This is a genomic window from Streptomyces sp. NPDC004065 (assembly GCF_044903565.1).
GTDB lineage: Bacteria > Actinomycetota > Actinomycetes > Streptomycetales > Streptomycetaceae > Streptomyces.
In genome coordinates, this window is record NZ_JBJDQT010000023.1 from 63,200 (window position 1) to 81,200 (window position 18,001).

An 18,001-nucleotide genomic window follows, 5' to 3' on the forward strand; every position below is an offset into this window, starting at 1 on the left:
CCGCGCTGCCGCGCTCACAGGTACAGGCCCGCGTCGGCCCCCTCGCGCGGCTCCGGCAGCGCCGTCGGGGAGGTGCCCCGGCGCAGCGCGTACAGCTCGGCCAGGGTCGCCCCGTCACGGCCCACGCCCTCCTCCGTGCCCAGCCAGTTCACCGCCTCGCGCCGGGTCAGCCGGCCCACCTCGATCCGGGCGAGGCAGCGGCCCGGGCGGACCACGGCCGGATGCAGCCGCTCCAGGTCCTCGTTGGTGGTCACGCCCACCAGCACGTTGCGGCCCTGGCCGAGCAGGCCGTCGGTCAGGTTGAGCAGCCGGGACAGCGCCTGGCCCGCCGTGTGCTTGGCCTCCCCGCGGATCAGCTCGTCGCAGTCCTCCAGGAGCAGCAGCCGCCAGCGGCCCTTGCCCGCCGCGTCCTCCTCGCCGATCGCGATGTCCATCAGATAGCCGACGTCGCTGAACAGCCGCTCCGGGTCCAGCACGCAGTCCACCTGGCACCAGTCCCGCCAGGAGCGGGCCAGGGTGCGCAGCGCCGAGGTCTTGCCCGTGCCCGGCGGGCCGTGCAGCAGGAGCAGCCGGCCCGCGATGTCCTCGGGGGTGGTCTTCATCAGGCGGTCCATGGCGTCCGCCACCGGGGCGGTGTAGTTGGCCCGGACCTCGTCCCAGGTGCCCGCGGAGATCTGCCGGGTGGTGCGGTGCGGGCCGCGCCGGGGCGAGACGTACCAGAAGCCCATCGTCACGTTCTCCGGCTGCGGCTCCGGCTCGTCCGCCGCGCCGTCCGTCGCCTCGTCCAGCACCTTCGCGGCCAGCTCGGCGGTGGTCGCGGTGACCGTCACGTCGGCGCCCCGGTTCCAGCGGGAGACCAGCAGCGTCCAGCCGTCCCCCTCGGCCAGGGTCGCGCTGCGGTCGTCGTCGCGGGCCACGCGCAGCACCCGCGCGCCGTCGGGCAGCAGGGTGGCGCCGGAGCGGACGCGGTCGATGTTCACCGCGTGCGAGTACGGCTGCTCGCCCGTCGCGAAGCGGCCGAGGAACAGCGCGTCGACGACGTCGGACGGCGAGTCGGAGTCGTCGACGTTGAGCCGGATCGGCAGAGCGTCGTGTGGGTTCGCAGACATGCCGCCATGATCCGGCACCCGGACCCCGCGCGCACCCTGTTTCCCGGTCGCGCGTCACGTGTCGGCGACGGTGTCCGCCGAGCGTGCGCAAACCCTGTCGGAGGGGTGGATTCCCCCCTTAGTGTTGTCCTTGATGGGACGTCATGGGTGGAATCCGGGGGCGGGGCGGTGGCGGCTCACCGCGCTGGTCGGTGTGGGCGTGGCGGCCGTCGCCCTGGTGGTGGCCCTGGTCAACGCGCTGCCCGGTGGGGCGAGCACCGACGGCACCACGCGGGACGGCGCCAAGGTGCACGGCACGCCGGCGGCCCCGCGCGGCGCCGACGAGCCGTACGTCGGCTGGGGCTTCACACACACCCAGTTCAGCGCCGACGAGGGCAGCGGCGCGGCGACCGGCCGCGCCGGACGGCTGCTCTCCCGCGGCGGCGGGCTGCCGCAGAACCAGGCCCTCATGGGCTGGGGCGCCGACAACCCCGAACCGGTCAAGGGGCGTTACGACTTCGACGCGCTGGACCGCCGGATCGACTTCGTCCGCTCCACCGGCGGCGTCCCCGTGATCACGCTGTGCTGCGCCCCGGACTGGATGAAGGGCGGCCGGGCCGGCGCGGACAACACCGACTGGAGCCAGGAGGCCTTGGAGACCGCCCCCACCCGCGCCCACTACAAGGACTACGCCGCGCTCGCCGCCACCGTCGCCAGGCGCTACCCGGACGTGCGCCACTTCCTCGTGTGGAACGAGTTCAAGGGCTTCTGGAACAACGCCCGGGGACGCTGGGACCACGAGGGCTACACCGAGCTGTACAACCTGGTGTACAAGGCGCTCAAGCAGGTCGACCCCAAGATCATGGTGGGTGGTCCCTACCTCGTCATGGACAGCGTCGACCCACGCCAGAAGGACAACGCCTCCACCCTCCTGCGCGGCCCCTGGGGAGCCATGGACCAGCGTGTCCTGGACGCCTTCGCCTACTGGAACACGCACAAGGCCGGGGCGGACTTCGTCGTCGTCGACGGCTCCAGCTACACCAAGGACGACGACCTGCTGCCGGACGAGTTCGCCGCCACCGACAAGCTGACGGCCGTCGGGCAGTGGGTGCGGCGGCAGACGCGCGGCCTGCCCCTGTGGTGGGCCGAGTACTACGTGGAACCCGCCGACGGCAACGACGACCGCAGGGGCTGGAGCGAGCCGCACCGCGTCGCCGTCCAGGCCGCCGGGATGATCGCCATGGTCAAGGGCGGCGCCTCCTCCGGCTTCTACTGGAACCCCGAGGAGGAGAACGGCGCCTGCCCCGGCTGTCTGTGGACGCCGACCGCCGGCGCCGACGGCGGCCGGGCGCTGCCCATGTACGGCCTGGTCTCCCGCTTCGGCCGGGCCTTCCCGCCCGGCGCGCGGTACGAGAGCGTGTCCGTCGCCCCGGACGACGTGCCCAACGTCCGCGTCCTGGCCACCGCGAGGACCGTGCTGGTGGTCAACACCCTGAACCGGACGATCAGCGCCCAGGTCGACGGCAGACGGTTCGACATGGGGGCGTACGAGGTGAAGTGGCTCGAGCGGTGACCCCCGCCCGCCGGGGCCACCGCACCGGGCGCCTCCCGCTCAGCCCCGCCCCATCGTCATGAACCGCTGCACCAGCGAGGCCAGCAGCACCGCCAGCAGCGGCAGCGAGAACCAGAAGCTGCCCTGCAGCCACCGCAGCCGGCGCACGCCCGGCCGCACCGCCACCCGGACGAGCTCCCGGGCGGTCAGCAGCACCACCAGCGCCAGCGCCGCGAGCCCGCCGACCACCGACCACGGCGTCCACGTCACCTTGGGGCCGATCGGACCCGGGTCCGGCTCCGGGACCGCGCCCGCGGGCCGCGCACGCAGCGCGTACAGGGCGACGTCGTCGTTGACCAGGACCCTCCTCAGCTCCCGCCGCCCGTCGAGGCTGCTCAGCAGCCGCGACTCCCAGCCGGCCGGATAGCCCACGTCCATCCGCAGATAGGTGACCTGGCTGACGTTGACCATCAGATACGAGTTCGGGCCCGCGTCCCTGAGCGCCTTGACCAGGCCCGACACCAGGACCGGGTCGGCCGGCGCCAGGGTGGGCACATAGTTGACGCGCTCCATGTCCCGCGCGCCCCACGGCATGGCCGGAGTCACGTTGACCGCCGGGTCGTTGCTCAGCCACAGCAGCCGTACGGTCGGCCGGTCGTGGGCGTACACGTAGTCCATGGCCGCGACCTCGCCGGGCCGGATCCGCTCGAAGGGCTCGTTGCCCCAGCGGGCCACCAGGAAGCCGCCCATCAGCAGCAGTCCCGTCAGGAGCGCGGCGACGGCCGCCAGGCCCGCCCGGTCCTTCCCGCGCTCCCGCGCGGTGGCCCCGGCCCGTGGGAAGAGCGCCAGCGCGGCCAGCAGCGCGGCCCCCGGCAGGGCGAACATGAACACCCTGAGCGCCATCTCGCCGCCGTAGGACTGCATGCCGAAGCCCACGAACGGCACGAAGGCCAGCACCACGAGCGACCGCTCGCGGTATCCGTTCAGGCGCCGCCGCCACCAGCCCCAGCAGGCCAGGGCCAGTACGCCGCCGGCCAGCAGCACACGGGTGTAGAGCACCAGCTTGTGCGTGGGGTCGCCGCCCTGGATACGGCCCGAGACGGACGTGGAGACATTGCTGCCGACCCCGCCGACCCCGCCGAACAGCTCGTCGAAGTGCCCCGACCAGTACGGCTCCGCCATGAAGCCCAGCCAGAACGCCGCGAGCACCGCGAACAGCAGCGGTAGCCCGCGCAGTTCGGACCTGCCGACGAGGACCAGCACGGCCAGCACGCCGAGCATCACGAACGGCGTGAGCTGGTGGGCCGGCACACTGGCGGCGAACAGGCCGATCAGCACCATCAGCAGCACGGCCCGCTGCCGCCGGCTCGCCGGTTCGACCTCCGCCTCACCCGGCCGCGCCCTGCCCCACAGCATGCGCGGCGCCCGGAACCAGACCAGCAGGATCGCCACGAAGACGAGGTAGAGCAGGTAGGTGAAGCCCTGCGGGGAGAAGTAGTCCTGCCCCACCCAGCCGCCCAGCACGAAGATCCACACCCCGGTCCAGCGCGCCCGCCAGCTCGCCCGCAGCGAGCGGGTGAGCAGGAACAACGGTGCCAGATACAGCAGTTGGACGGTCAGCGGCCACCAGCGGATGACCTCGGTGAGGTCGCCGGCCCCGCAGGCGCGGGCGACGAACGCGGCCGCCGCGAAGAACCCGGGCCAGCTCCAGCGCGCGTCCAGGTCCGGCACGGCCGACCCGGTGCGGTCGATGTAGTCGAGGAAGCCGAGGTGCTGCCAGGCGGTGGCGAACCGGGGCTCGGTCTCGACGACCGCGGGCAGCGCGTGCAGCGACACCACCGTCGCCAGCAGGGTGACCAGGAGCAGGGCGCGGTGCTCACGGCGCAGCCGCAGCAGCGCGGCGAACACCACGGCCAGCAGCGCCGCGCCCACCAGCGTGGGCGGCGGCAGCACCGAGATCAGCCCTAGGCCGCCCATCCGGTCCAGGTCCGCGTCGTCGAGCCGGAGCCCGGGCACCCAGTACAGCAGCAGCGCGGCGGTGAGCAGACAGGCCAGGAGCACGCCGGGGCGGGTGGGCGCGAGGCGCTGTCGCCAGGACCGCGGCGGCTCACCGGGCGGGGACGCCACCGGCTCGGGCCGCGGCGCCTCCGCCGCGGCACCCTCGCCCGCCGGTACCACGTCCCCGGTTCGCTCCCCGTCCGGCGGTCCCGCCGTCCCCGGGCCGGCCGTCCCCGGGCCGGCCGGCTCCAGGGAGGTCTCCGCGCCCGGCTCCCGGGCCTCCACCGGCAGCCCGAGCGCCTCCGGGCGCCGGGGCGCCGCCTCCCGGGCGGGGCGGTGACCGGCGTCCGGTACGGCGGTGCCCGCGGGCGGGGTGCCCGGGCCGGGGCGTACGTCGGGCCGGCGCTCCACGTGGTCGAAGTCGACGTGGACGCCCAGCGCCAGGGTGTCGGACTCCAGCGCCCAGGCGGGCCGCCGGTGCGGCCGGGTCCCCGCGGGGACCCGGCCCGTCCCCAGGTCGGCGAGGTCCCCGTCGGGCGCCGCGTCCTCGGGGACGGCGGCGGCCGGTGCGGTCCGGGCGGTGGCGGTCCGGTACAGCCTGGGCGCGGCGATCGCGACGATCACCGCGAGGCTGGAGATCTCCGCGACGCCCGCGCCGGTCAGCCCCATCCGGGGGAGCAGCAGCAGCGTCAGGCCCAGCACCAGTACGCACAGCAGGCCCTGCAGCCAGGCGAGTCCGGCGGTGCGGCTCTGGGCGCGCAGCACGGCGAAGTACGTCTCCATCACGACCCGCAGCAGCGCGCCCACCGCGAACCAGCGCAGCAGCGGGGTGGCCGCGTGCGCGTAGCCCTCGCCGAAGACGTGCAGGACCTGCGGGGCCAGCACGAACAGCAGGCCGCAGATCGGCACCATGAGGCGGGCCATCCGCTTCATCGCCGCCCGGGTGTTGGCGGCCAGCCGCGCCGGGTCGTGCGAGCCCTCCACGGTCAGCGAGGCGCCCATGTTGATGGCGAGCAGGTTGACCGTGCCGCCGATGGTGGTGGTGATGTAGAAGTAGGCGTTGTCGGCCGCGCTGACCTGCGAGGCGATGATCACCGGCACCAGGTAGACGACCGCCAGGGAGAACAGCGAGCCGGTGTAGTCGCCGGCCAGGAACCGCCCGATCTCCCGCGCCGTGGGCGGCTTCGCACGGTCCTCGGTGGCCTTGACGTGCCGGGGCACCAGGCGCCGGAACACCAGCCAGCCGAGCGGCACGATGGAGAAGGCGATGGCCAGCCCCCAGGAGGCGAAGACGCCCGTCGTCGGCAGGGCCGCGGCCACCGCGACCAGCAGCCCCAGCTTCACCGCCGAGAACACGGTGTTGCCCACGGGCACCCAGGGCGCGCTGCGCAGACCGGTGAGCACCCCGTCCTGCAGGGTGAGCAGGTTCCACGCCATCACGACGGCGACGAAGCCCAGGCCGTGCAGCAGCCCGTGCAGGAACCGGTACGACGGCCCCCACACGTCGAGGGTGAGCAGGAAGACGCCGGCCGCGCAGGCCACGATCAGCGAACTGCCCCCGTAGGTACGGGCGATGAGGCGGCCGGTGGTGCGGCCGGAGACCGGGATGAACCGGGCCAGGGCGCCGGTGAGCGTCACCGCGGTCAGCCCGGCCAGCAGTTTCATGGCGGCGATCGCGGCGGAGCCCTGGCCGACGGCGTCCGCGGAGTAGTAGCGGGCGGCGACCAGCCAGTAGCCGAGGCCCAGCACCGCGGAGATCCCGGTGTTGAGCATCAGCGCGTAGGCGTTGCGGAACAGCTGGTTGCCGCCGGGGGAGCGGCCCCGGCCGGGCAGCCGCAGACGGCGCCCGGGCCGGCCGGGCGGCTCGGGGACGGTGGCCGATGCCTCGGTGGTGGTGGTCGTGTCAGACACGGGTACGGATGGCCTTCCGGCGGACCTGTCGTGCTCTGCGGACCAGGGCGTAGCCCTTGGTGAGGGCGCGGTCCCCGGCGAAGTGCCGGGCGATCGCGCGGCCCTGGACGAGCCGTTCGAACTCCTCGGGGCTCGTGCTGCGGCGCACCGTGAGCCGTCGCAGGGCGTAGGGGCCCTGCGAGCGGCGGGCCAGGCCGTTGCCGACGGCGAGCGCCTGGGCGAAGCCCGCCTGGCGCACCCGGGCGCGCACCCTGCGGCTGGAGTAGCCGTAGGGGTAGGCGAAGGAGGCGGGGGCGGTGCCCAGTTCCCCGGCGACGATCTCCCGGCAGCGGGTCAGCTCGGTCCACAGCTCCGCGTCGTCGAGCTGGTCGAGCTGGGGGTGGGTGTGGCTGTGCCCGCCGATCTCGACCCCGCCGGCCGCCAGTTCGCGCACCTGGTCCCAGTCGAGCATGGTGTCCAGGCCGCCGCCCGTGTCGTGGGCGCCCCTGATCCAGCCCGTGGAGACGAACAGCGTGGCCGTGAAGCCGTGCCCGGCCAGCACCGGCAGGGCGTGGCGGTGCACGCCCTCGTAGCCGTCGTCGAAGGTGATCAGCACCGGCCTGGCCGGCAGCGCCGGTGAGGGCGCCGCACGCCAGTGGGCGGCCAGCCGGGCGGTGGTGACGGGGTGGAAGCCGAGGTCCCCCAGGATCCCCATCTGCTCCGCGAACGCCTCCGGGGTCACCGACAGGGCGCGGGTGGCCTCGTTCGGGTCCCGGGCGACCGCGTGGTACATCAGCACCGGCACGGGTGCGTTCATACGGCTCCTCCCTTCTCGCCGCCGCCGGTCTCCACCACGGAGAAGGCGGTGCCGCCCCTGCGCGCCCGCACGCTGCCGACGGCGTAGCCGCCGGCGGCGGTGAGCACGCCGGCGACGATGGCGCCGGCCCGGCCCGCGCCGCCGGGGCGGGCCAGCAGCGCGTCCCGCAGCCCGCGCGCCACTCCGGCGGGCAGCACGCGGGTGGTGTAACGGCGCTCTGACTCCAGGCCCTTGTCCGCGCCCACGCTCCGCGCGACCAGCGCCTTGGACAGGCCCTCGGCGTAGGTCCGGGCGCGGAAGTAGCGGAAGTGCTCGCGGGCCCTGGGCACCCGGTGGTGGATGACCGCCCGGTCGTCGATCAGCAGCACGGCGTCCGGCCGGGCCCGGCTGAGCCGGATGCACAGCTCGGTCTCCTCGCAGCCCAGCGGCCGTTTGTCGCCGTCGCGTCCGATGCCGGTGGCGAAGCCGCCCGCCGCGTCGAACGCCGTGCGCCGGAAGGAGGCGTTGCCGCCGAGCACGTTGCGCACCCGGACCCGGCCCGGGGGCAGGCCGCGGTAGGTGCAGCCCACCACCCAGTCGAACTCCTCCGGGAACCAGGCCGGCCGGCGGCCCGACGCCCAGACGGGCACGGTCCGGCCGCCCACGGCCATCACCCGCGGGTCGGCGTACCCCTCGGCGAAACGGCGCAGCCAGTCGCGCTCGGCGACCGCGTCGTCGTCGAGGAAGGCGATGATCTCGCCGCGGGAGGCGGCGATGCCGGTGTTGCGGCCGGCGGACAGGCCGCGGGGGCCCGCGTTGGCGAGCACCCGCACCCGTCCGCCGCCCGCGCGCCCCCCGTCCTGGTGCTTGCCGTGCTCCTCGTACTGCTTGGCCAGTCTGTCCAGGAGCGCCTGGTTGTGGTCCACGACCAGGAGCGTCTCCAGAGCGGGGTGGGACTGCGCCCGCACCGAGGAGACCGCCGCGAGGATGTCCTCCCAGCGGTCCTCGGTGTAGACGCAGATCACGACGGAGATGCCGGGATCGCTCAAGACACCGGCCCCCGCACCTCCGCGAGCAGGGGCGAGTGGCGTTCCTGCCGGCGCAGCTCGCGCCGGTTGGAGCGCTCCTTGAGGATGACCCTGAGCACCCGCAGCCCGTCGCGCACGGCGCGCAGGTTGCTGGTGCCGTGGATGCGCAGGTATTCGTGGCTGGGGATCTCCTGCACCTTCAGCCCGGCCTTGACCACCCGGATGTTCATCAGCGTCTCGACCTCGAAGCCGGTGCAGTCCAGCTCGATCTTGTCCAGGCAGTGCCGCCAGAACGCGTTGTACCCGTAGCACAGGTCGGTGTAGCGGGCGCCGAACTTGCGGTTGACGACCGCGCACAGGACCCGGTTGCCGAGCTTGCGGACGAAGGTCATGTCGTCGGTGCCGCCGCCGTTGGCGAAGCGTGAGCCCTTGGCGAAGTCCGCGCCCGAGACGAGGGCGGAGACATAGCTGACGATCTCGCCGCCGTCGGCCGAGCCGTCGGCGTCGACCATCACGATGATGTCGCCCGTGCACGCCTCGAAGCCGGTGATCAGGGCGTCCCCCTTGCCCTTGCCCCGCTGCGGCACGACCCGCACCTTCGGCCACAGCTCACGGGCCACTTCGACGGTGTCGTCGGTGGAATTGCCGTCCACGAGGACGACTTCGTGAATCCAGTCCGGAAGTGTCTTGAAGACGTAGGGGAGATTCTCCGCCTCGTTCATGGCGGGAATCACCACGCTCACCGGTGGCGCGATGGCCAGGTGAGAGGAGATCGGCCGGTATGCGGTGGCCCTGGCCGGATCGTGGTCCGCAGACGGCTTCCGCAGAACGGAACTCATGAGTGTTGTCCCTCTCGTCCGGTGGACCGCCCGCCCCTGGGCGGCCCGGCTGTGTGTCCGGTTCGAAAGGGGGGTTCCTCCCCCGGGACATGCCGGAGCCGATCTCCGTGCACGCCGGGTGAGCTGGCAAAGCTGGCCGGACCACCGCTTTCACGGCAGCCGGTCGCGCGGCACGGCCCGGCCGGCCTGAACGGCCACCGGGCACGGCACCCCCCTACCGCGCTCCGCGCCGGTGCGTCCCGGTCCTGAGCCCTCCCCCTGAACCGCGTGCGGACGACCGATGCGGGTGAGATGTACGACGGTATTGACGATTGAACCAGTATGGCAAGACCTGGAACGAGGCCTCACGATTTTGTTGGTTTTGCCGTTACGTGCAGATGGGCCCGCAGTTCACCGCCTCGAACGGATTTTTCCCATCCGTTTCAGAATTCTGTCGGCCGGTTCGAAGAGCTCCGGCCGGGTCTGCACGGCGTTGCGCAGCGCCCGGACCGGCGCGCGCCGCGCCCGGTGTCCGAGCGCGACGGGGTGACGTCGCGTCACCATTCCCTCCCACACGGTGAGTTCACGTGTCTTGAGGGAGTCCTTGTACTCCTTCTGGCCCCGTCCGAGATCGAGGTGGGCGATGCCGTCGGCGGCCGCCGCCTCGGCCATGCGCAGATGCAGGACCAGCCCCGGCGAGTACTTCGCGTACGCCGGGTCGTACGCCGGGAACCAGCACGCCAGCACCCGCTCGGTGCGCAGTCCGAAGTGGGCGGCGATGGGACGGCCGTCCGCGTAGAGCACCGACAGGATCCCGGCGAAGTCCGCGGAGCGGGTGTGGAACAGCCGGGTCACCAGGCGGGTGATCCACTCGTGGGCGAAGCGGTCGCTGCGTCCCGTCCGCCGGTACTGTGCGGACTTCCAGCCCATCAGCGTGCGCAGCACGGCCGGGTCCCGCTCGTCGTGGACGTAGGTCACCGGGCCCGCGTCCCGGCCCAGCCGGCGCTCCTTGGCGAGCGTGGTCCTGGTGAACTTGGGCGATCTGGCCCGCAGTTCGCCCAGATAGGTGTCGTACCCCCGGTCGACGTCCATGACCGGGGACGGGAAGCTCGCGGTGGCCGCCGTCTCGAACGGCTCCTGGCCCGCCACCAGGTGGTCGAACTCCCACACGGCCAGCCCGCAGGCCCGCAGCAGCTCCCGGGCGTCCCAGGTGAAGCCGGGCCGGTGCACCAGGCCCTGGCAGTCGGAGACGCCGAGGCCGACGGCCCGGCCGACGCCGGCCGCGGATCTCTGGAAGGGGAAGAAGGCGGCCGGCTCGCCGTCCTCGCGCACCACCGCGATGCGCACCCCGCGTCTGCACCGGCCCACCGCGAGCGCGAACTCGGGGGAGAGGAAAGGGTTCCCCAGCCCCTCCGCGCCGTGCAGATGGGCCTTCGACTGCATGGCCGTCCACGCCGCCCGGTCGGCGGCGCTCAGCTCGCCGGGGCGGTACACGCTGATGTCCACGTCACAAGCCCTGTCTTCTCGCCGTACGGCCGCGCGAGCGCCGTACCGTGACCATCAGGAGAGTCAGGGAGCTGAACACGGTGACGGCGGCCGTGCCGCCGCTCACCGACCACCGGTGCACGGCCAGCATCCCCTGGGCCACCAGCATGTCGAAGGCGACCGCGCCCGCCAGCGAGACGAGCACGCGGCCGAAGGGATCCAGCCCGCGCAGCGCCGCCCCGATGGCGGCGGCCGGCGCCGCGAGCAGGAAGAACAGCGTGAGGGGACCGCGCAGCGGCGAGCCCGAGCCGGCCAGCGCCAGCGCCGCGCCGGCCGCCGCGACGGCGGTCGCGGCGCCCGCGAGCAGCGGCGACAGGTCCCTCCCCGGCCCCGGTCGCGCCCGCTGTGCGCCGTCCGTTGAAGCTGTCTTGATGCGTAAGGTCTGCATTGGCGACTTTGCCCCCCGAAGCGCCGGATGCCGGGCTTCAATGTCGCGCAGCCGCCGGGGGGCCGTCAAGACGCCAAGGCCCCGCGCACGGGTTCCCCGCCGCTCCCCGTCCGGGGACGCGCACCGGCTGACGGGTCGTCGGCGAGCCAACTCCCAACTCCCCGCTCCCTACCGTCCGGTCGGACTCGGTTGAGCCTCGCAACATTTTTTGGCATGGACACTTCCGGTCAACACGCGTAGCTGCTACGACGGTTATGGCAGAGATCCTGCTAAAGGGAGGTTCCATGAGACGTTCCCGAATTGCCGCTTATATCGGCTCCCTCCTCCTCGCCGCCGCTTTCGCCCTGACCGGGGCAGCGACGGCACACGCGTCCCAACCGGCCGCCGCCGGCGGCTATGTGGCCCTCGGCGACTCCTACTCCTCCGGGGTCGGCGCCGGCAGCTACATCAGCTCCAGCGGCAGCTGCGACCGCAGCACGAAGGCGTACCCGTACCTGTGGAACGCCGCCCACTCACCCTCGTCGTTCGCCTTCACCGCCTGCTCGGGCGCCCGGACGGACGACGTGCTGGCGAACCAGCTCGGCCCGCTCAACTCCGGTACGTCCCTGGTCTCGATCACCATCGGCGGCAACGACGCCGGTTTCGCCGACGTGATGACGACCTGTGTGCTCCAGTCCGACAGCACCTGCCTGTCCCGCATCAACACCGCGAAGGCGTACGTCGACTCGACCCTGCCCGGCAAGCTCGACAACCTCTACTCGGTGATCCGCGGCAAGGCGCCCTCCGCCCGCGTGGTCGTGATCGGCTACCCGCGTTTCTACAAGCTGGGCCAGACCTGCCTCGGCCTCTCCGAGACCAAGCGGTCGGCGATCAACGGCGCGGCGGACCACATCGACGCCGCCATCGCCAAGGCCGCCGCCAACCACGGCTTCGTCTACGGCGACGTCCGCACCACCTTCACCGGTCACGAGATCTGCTCCGGCAGCTCGTGGCTGCACAGCGTCAACTGGCTCAACATCGGCGAGTCGTACCACCCCACCGCGGCCGGCCAGTCCGGCGGCTATCTGCCGGTCCTCAACGGCGCGGCCTGAGCCCTCAGCCGGAGGGCGAGACCGAGGAAGACGCGGAGGCCCCGCCCGACGGGGTCTCCGTCACACAGGTCACCGAGAACGGCACCGCGTCCGACGCCGTGCGCACCGGCCCCCGCACCTGGACACTCACCGCGTCGCGGTACGTGCCGCCGTCCGCGTACGTGGTCACCGACACCGTGTCCTGCTTCGTCCGGGCGCCGCCCGCCGGGAACGACAGCGTCCGCCACCGCGCGTCCGGCATGCTCCCGTCCCTGAGCACCCACCGGTAGGAGACCTCCGCCGGCAGCCTGCCCACCGTGAACGTCGCCGTGAAGGCGGGACCCTGCGCGTGCGGCGGCGGGCAGCTCCCCGTGTACGCCGTACGGGCGCCGGTCAGCGTCACCGTCACCGACTGCGGCACGGCGGCACTCGAGGTGCGGGTGCCCGGCGAGGGAGCCGGAGCGCCGGCGGACTCCGTGCGGCCGCCGCTCGCCGACGGGGAGGGCGTCACCCCGGCCGCGCCGCCGCTCGTACCCGCGGCCCGGCCGCCGCCCGGGCCGCCACCGTCCTTGTGCAGCAGCGCGTACGTCAGTCCGGCCACCGCGAGCGCCAGCGCGGCCACGCCCGCGACGAGGACCACCGCCGCGCGGCGGTCCCGCCCCCGGTGGCCGCCGTCCGCGGCCGTCGCGGCCGCTCCGGACCCGGCGCCGTCCGCCGGGAACGGCGCCGGCACGACCGGCGCGGTCGGCGACGGCCGGCCGGAGTGCTGCCCGGGCGCCGGGCCGTCCCGGTGCACGGCGACGGTGGGGGTGCGGCCCGAGGGCGACGGGGTGTCCGCGCGGGGCGTCCCCCCGGCGGCGACCAGCCTGAGGTCCCGCTCGGCCCGGTCGGCCGGCAGCCGTACGGCCGGGTCCTTGCGCAGCAGCCCCTCGAGCACCGGGGCGAGCGGACCGGCCCGTCGCGCCGGCGGCAGCTCCTCGTCCACCACCGCGCGCAGCGTGCTCAGCGGGGTGTCCTGCCGGAACGGGGACTGTCCCTCGACCGCCGCGTACAGCAGCACGCCCAGCGACCACAGGTCCGACTCCGGGCCCGGCGTGCGCCCCAGGGCCCGCTCGGGCGCCAGGAACTCGGGCGAGCCGACGACCTCGCCGGTCATGGTGAGCGCAGGGCTGCCCTCGACCGTGGCGATCCCGAAGTCGCTGAGCACCACGCGCCCGTCGTTCGACAGCAGCACGTTGGCCGGCTTGACGTCGCGGTGCAGCACGCCCGCCGCGTGCGCGGCGCGCAGCGCGGACAGCACCTCGGCGCCGATCGCCGCGGCCCGCTGCGGGGTGAGCGGTCCCTCCGCCTCCAGCAGGTCGGCCAGGGACAGACCGCGCACCAGCTCCATCACGATCCAGGGGCGGCCGTCGTCCGTGGCCACGTCGTACACCGTCACCACGTTGCGGCCCGAGACCCGGGCCGCCGCCCACGCCTCGCGCTCCAGACGGGTGTACATCCGCTCCACGTCGGAGGCCGGCAGGCCCGCCGGGGCGCGCACCTCCTTGACGGCGACCTCGCGGTGCAGCACCTCGTCGCGGGCGCGCCACACCGCTCCCATGCCGCCCTCGCCGAGCCGGGACAGCAGACGGTAGCGGCCGGCGATCACACGCTCCTGGCCCCGTTCCTCGGACACGGCGCCCCCCATTCGCGTCATGGCGGTGTCCACCGCGCGTGACTTCGCGTGATTGCTCCCCAAAAGTAGCTCAGCCCAGCGCGGTTGCCGCCCCCTTGAGCACCAGTCCGGCGCCCAGGGCCAGCACGACGCACGCGGATCCGAGCGGTGCGGCCCTGCGCACCAGGGCGGCCGCGGGGCCCGCCGTCCAGCGGGGCCGCCGGTCGAGGACCCGGCTCATGCCGCTGCCCAGCCGGACCACGGCGAACCCGGCGGCGGTCAGCGTCAGGGCCAGCCCCACGCCGTACGCCACGACGAGCAGCAGCCCGAACCAGGCCTGCCCCAGCGCGGCGGCGCCCACCAGCACCACCACGGCCGACGGACTGGGCACCAGCCCCCCGGCGAACCCCAGCAGCAGCGTGCCGCGCAGGGTCGGCGCGGTGGGATGCGTGTGGGTGTGGCCGCCGTGGGTGTGGGTGTGGCCGTCGTGGGTGTGGGCGTGCTCGTGAGCCTGGTCGGGGGTGTGGGCGTGCTCGTGTGCGTGGTCGGGGCTGTGGCCGTGCTCTTGTTCGCGTTCGTGCTTGTGCTCGTGTTCGTGGGCAGGGGTGTGGCCGTGCTCGTGCCCGGAGCCGTGGGAACGCCCGTGACCGGGTTCGTGCCCGTGCCCGTGGTCGTGCTCGTGCTCGTGGGGGTGGGGATGCGGGTGGACGCGGTTGCGCCAGGCGCGGCGTACGAGGTTGGCGCCCGCCAGGGTCACCAGGACGCCGCTGGCGATGCCCAGCCAGGCGATCACGGACGGCGCGGCCGCGGAGCCCGCGGCGACCAGGAGGCCGAGGGCGACCACGCCGAGCGTGTGCGTGACCGTCACCGAGGCGGCCAGGGGCAGGACGTCCCGCATCCGGGCCCGGCCGCCGCGCGCCGCGGCCGTCGCGGCCATGATGGTCTTGCCGTGTCCGGGGGCGAGGGCGTGCATCGCGCCCAGGCCGACCGCGATGAGCAGGGCGAGCGCGGCGAAGCCCACCGTGAGGCGGTGCCGGGCGACCAGGTTGTCCAGGGCGCGCGTCCACCGGTCGGCGCCCCGGGGCAGTACGGAGGCGGCGGGCGCCCTGTCGTGGCCGTCGCCGGAGAGGGCGGGGCCGCCCGGCCGCACCCGCAGGGACGCGGTGGAGGTGTCGGCCGGGGAGGACAGCAACTCCTCGGGGTAGGCGGTGAGTTCGTGGGAGACGGAGCTTTTCGGCACGTCCGAGCCGGTGAGCGTCATACGGTCGCCGCGCGCCGTGATCTCCCGCCAGCCGGGCCCGGAGGACACGCCCGCGCTGTGGAAGCCGATGGCGAGGGAGCTCGCGGAGGAAGGCCCGGGCAGCGCGGCGGTCAGCCGGCACTCCACGCGCAGCGTGTCGAGCCCGGCCTGGCCCGGGCGCACCCGCGCGCGGCTGCCGGCGACGGTCAGGGCGACGGCGCGCCCGGCGACGGTGACCCTGCTGTCGCGGGCGGCCCGCTCGCACCGCTGCCGGGCCCACTCGGTCATGCCGAGCCGCCTGATGTCGGGCCGCGCCTGGGTCGCCGGGATCTCGGCCAGGTCCTCGACGTGGTCGTCGCGGAGCGTGCCGGGGGCGGCGACCAGGCCGTCGTAGCGGTTGACGGTGAAGTTGCCGAGGGGATGGGCGCTCGCGGTGCCGGAGGGGAGGAGGACGAGCGCGCACACGGCCGTGAGCAGGGCCGCGGCGAGGGAGACCGGGCGGGGCGCGTTCACCGGGCGGCCTCCAGGGCCTTCAGTGCCGTACGGGCCTCGCGGGCGCCCAGCGGGGAGAAGCCGGGGTTCAGCCGCAGGGCGGCGGCGAGGTGGGTGCGGGCGTCGGCGGGGTGGCCGGTGGCCCGCTCGATCATGCCGCGGTGGTAGAGGAAGGCGGCATTGCGGTAGCCGGTGGCCGTGGCCTGCCGGGCGTACGGCAGGGCTTCCCGGTCACGGCCGTTGACGTGCAGCGCCCAGGCGAGCGCGTCCGCGGTGTGCACGGTGTGCCGGCGGTCCCACTCCGCGCGGGCGGCGCGCAGCGCCTGGGCCCGGTCGCCGTGGTCGGCGGCGGCGAGCGCGGTGTCGAGGTCGGCGTTGACGCCGTTGGCGCGGGCGAGCGCGGTCCAGGCGTCGACGAGGGCGTACTGGTCGCGGGCCCTGGCCCGGTCGCCGTCGGCGCCGCGTGCCTCGTACAGCTCGCCCAGCACCACGAGCGGGCCGGGCAGCGGGTAGCGCCGGACGACGAGTTCCATGCCCTTGACGGCCTGTCCGGTGTCGCCGAGCGCCGCCTGCGCGCGGGCGCGGCCCTCCAGGGCCGGGAGGCAGGCGTCGTCGGCGGCCAGCGCCCGCGCGTAGTGGCGCAGGGCGGTCCGGTAGTCGCCCTGGTTCCAGGCGAGCTGTCCGAGCTGGGTGGCGACGTAGGCGATGTCGCCGCGCGAGGTGGCGGTGGACAGCGCCTGTTCCAGGACGCGGCGGGCGGTCGCGACGTCCCCGCGCAGCTCGTGGACGTAGGCGTAGCGGGTGAAGACCGGCACGCCGGGGCGGCGGGCGTCGGCGGTGTCGGCCGCGCGCGCGGCCTCGTCGTAACGGCCGAGTTCGACCAGGGCGTCGATACGGGAGGACAGCGCGCGCTCGTTGTAGGGGTTGTGCTTCAGGGCCCGGTCGGCGAAGGCGAGGGCGTCGGTGAACTCGTGCCGGGCGGCGGCGAGGGCGGCGCGCCCGGCGAGGGCCTGGTCGTTGCCGGGCGCGAGCCGCAGCGACCGTGCGAAGGCCTTCTCCGCCTGCGGATAGCGGGAGGGGTCGCCCTTGGTCCGCGCCTGTTCGACGTAGGCGAGTCCGAGCGTGGCCCAGCCGCCGTGGTCCCTGGGCTGGGAGCGCAGATGGGCCTGGAGGGAGGTGATGCTCGCGTCGAGGCTCCCGCCGGCCAGCAGTTCCGGCGGCACGGCGGCGGCCGCGACGGTCTGCGGTCCCGCGCCGCCGTCCCGTGCCGCCCCCAGGGCGACGGCGCCGCCGGTCAGCGCCACGGCCAGCAGCAGCGCCGGCCCGGCGAGCCGTGCCGCCCGCCACCGCTGTCCGGCGAGCCCCACCCGCCGCACGGCGGCGACCCGCGCGTCCACGACGGCGTCCTCCGCGCCCGCGCCCGTGTCGGGCCGGTCGTCCGCGCCGGTGTCGGGCCGGTCGTCCGCGCCCGCGCCCGTGTCCCTGTCAGGGGCGGGAGCGGGGGCGGGGGCGGCTCCCGGGCCGGCCTGGGCGGCCATCGGCTCGGTCGGCTCGGCCCGTTCCGCCGGTCGGGCCGGCCCGGTCGGCCGGGTCGGTCCGGTCGGCTCACCCGAGACGCCGGCCGGCTCGGCGGTGGCCGGCGACGACGCGGCGGGGGTGGCGCCCTCGTCGGGGCCGGCGGCTCCGGCGGCCTGAGGGGTGCCGTCGGCCCGGGGGGTGCCGGTGGCCTCTGGGGTGCCCGTGGGCGTGACGGTGTCCTGGGGGGAATCGATGCCGGAAGGTGCCGTGCCGCGGCGGGAGTTGGTGACGGTGGGGGTGGTGGTCCCGGTGGGGGCGGGGTGTGCGGGGTCCTCCCCGGTCCCGGTGGGGGAGGGGGGTACCGGATCCTCCCCGGTCCCGGCGCGTGCGGCGCGCGGGACGGGGGCCGGCCGCACGCGGGCGCCGGCGCCGGCCCGGCCGGCCGGCTCCCGCGCACCGCTCACGGAGACGGGCGCCGCACCGGCCGAACCGGCCGCGGCGTCCCGTTCGTTCGTGCCGGAGGAGCGGGCGGTCAGGGCGCCCGCTCCTCCGGCACGGTCAGGGTCCGTGGCGTCCCGCCGGGTGGCGGCCGGCGCCGCGGGGAGGGCGGGCGCCGGGGCGGCGGGGGCCGCGTCGCTCTCCGGCGCCGCGGCCCGCGGCCGCTCGCGCGGCGCGGACTGCCCGGCTTCTTCGCCAGGGGCGGGGGGACCCGCACGGTGTCCCCGGGCCGGTGTGGTCTCGTCGTTCCGGCGGGCCATGCCCTCTCCTCGGTCGCCTGGGTGGTTCCGAACGCGTGGGGGTGGCGGGGCCCGCGCGCCCGGGGGGGGGGGTGGTGCCGGGGCCCGGCCCGCAGGGGGGGGGTGGTCAGTTGCGGCGCCGCCTACCCCCCCCCCCCCCCCCCCGGGCCCGAACCATGAGCAGGCT

The 18,001-nt window shown here is 74.9% G+C and carries 12 protein-coding genes; 2 read left to right on the top strand and 10 right to left on the bottom strand.

Going from position 1 to position 18,001, the window contains the following annotated elements; translation table 11 throughout:
* Positions 1-14: 14 nt before the first annotated feature.
* Entirely contained in the window at positions 15-1,109 is a 1,095-nt protein-coding gene (locus ACI2LW_RS23195; RefSeq protein ID WP_404733119.1) for a DUF5925 domain-containing protein, read from the bottom strand.
* 133 nt (positions 1,110-1,242) lie between these two features.
* Between ACI2LW_RS23195 and ACI2LW_RS23200 the strand changes: the two genes are divergently transcribed.
* Complete coding sequence (locus ACI2LW_RS23200; RefSeq protein ID WP_404733120.1) at positions 1,243-2,661, top strand: xylan 1,4-beta-xylosidase; 1,419 nt, start codon at positions 1,243-1,245, stop codon at positions 2,659-2,661.
* Between the two features lie 39 nt (positions 2,662-2,700).
* On the opposite strand, the gene ACI2LW_RS23205 is transcribed toward ACI2LW_RS23200, so the two are convergent.
* From ACI2LW_RS23205 to ACI2LW_RS23230, 6 genes are all read right to left on the bottom strand, one after another.
* A complete protein-coding gene (locus ACI2LW_RS23205; RefSeq protein WP_404733121.1) occupies positions 2,701-6,549 on the bottom strand; it encodes a lipopolysaccharide biosynthesis protein in 3,849 nt (1,282 codons plus the stop codon).
* Entirely contained in the window at positions 6,542-7,345 is an 804-nt protein-coding gene (locus tag ACI2LW_RS23210; protein ID WP_404733122.1) for a polysaccharide deacetylase family protein, read from the bottom strand. The genes ACI2LW_RS23205 and ACI2LW_RS23210 overlap by 8 nt, the downstream gene beginning before the upstream one ends.
* On the bottom strand, positions 7,342-8,373 hold the full coding sequence (locus ACI2LW_RS23215) for a glycosyltransferase family 2 protein (protein ID WP_404733123.1): 1,032 nt from the start codon (positions 8,371-8,373) through the stop codon (positions 7,342-7,344). The genes ACI2LW_RS23210 and ACI2LW_RS23215 overlap by 4 nt, the downstream gene beginning before the upstream one ends.
* On the bottom strand, positions 8,370-9,191 hold the full coding sequence (locus ACI2LW_RS23220) for a glycosyltransferase family 2 protein (RefSeq protein WP_404733124.1): 822 nt from the start codon (positions 9,189-9,191) through the stop codon (positions 8,370-8,372). The genes ACI2LW_RS23215 and ACI2LW_RS23220 overlap by 4 nt, the downstream gene beginning before the upstream one ends.
* 390 nt (positions 9,192-9,581) lie before the next feature.
* Complete coding sequence (locus ACI2LW_RS23225) at positions 9,582-10,676, bottom strand: GNAT family N-acetyltransferase (protein WP_404733125.1); 1,095 nt, start codon at positions 10,674-10,676, stop codon at positions 9,582-9,584.
* A 1-nt stretch (position 10,677) separates the two neighbouring features.
* Positions 10,678-11,103: a hypothetical protein gene (locus tag ACI2LW_RS23230; RefSeq protein WP_404733126.1), complete on the bottom strand. Its 426-nt coding sequence runs from the start codon at positions 11,101-11,103 to the stop codon at positions 10,678-10,680.
* Positions 11,104-11,387: 284 nt separating this feature from the next.
* On the opposite strand from ACI2LW_RS23230, the gene ACI2LW_RS23235 reads away from it, so the two are divergent.
* Entirely contained in the window at positions 11,388-12,194 is an 807-nt protein-coding gene (locus ACI2LW_RS23235) for an SGNH/GDSL hydrolase family protein (protein ID WP_404733127.1), read from the top strand.
* Positions 12,195-12,198: 4 nt separating this feature from the next.
* On the opposite strand, the gene ACI2LW_RS23240 is transcribed toward ACI2LW_RS23235, so the two are convergent.
* Genes ACI2LW_RS23240 through ACI2LW_RS23250 form a run of 3 tightly spaced genes read right to left on the bottom strand, consistent with a single transcriptional unit; the run spans position 12,199 to position 17,835 of the window.
* A complete protein-coding gene (locus ACI2LW_RS23240) occupies positions 12,199-13,860 on the bottom strand; it encodes a serine/threonine-protein kinase (protein WP_404733181.1) in 1,662 nt (553 codons plus the stop codon).
* A gap of 58 nt (positions 13,861-13,918) precedes the next feature.
* A complete protein-coding gene (locus ACI2LW_RS23245; protein ID WP_404733128.1) occupies positions 13,919-15,580 on the bottom strand; it encodes a sulfite exporter TauE/SafE family protein in 1,662 nt (553 codons plus the stop codon).
* Complete coding sequence (locus ACI2LW_RS23250) at positions 15,577-17,835, bottom strand: tetratricopeptide repeat protein (RefSeq protein WP_404733129.1); 2,259 nt, start codon at positions 17,833-17,835, stop codon at positions 15,577-15,579. The genes ACI2LW_RS23245 and ACI2LW_RS23250 overlap by 4 nt, the downstream gene beginning before the upstream one ends.
* Positions 17,836-18,001 lie beyond the last annotated feature (166 nt).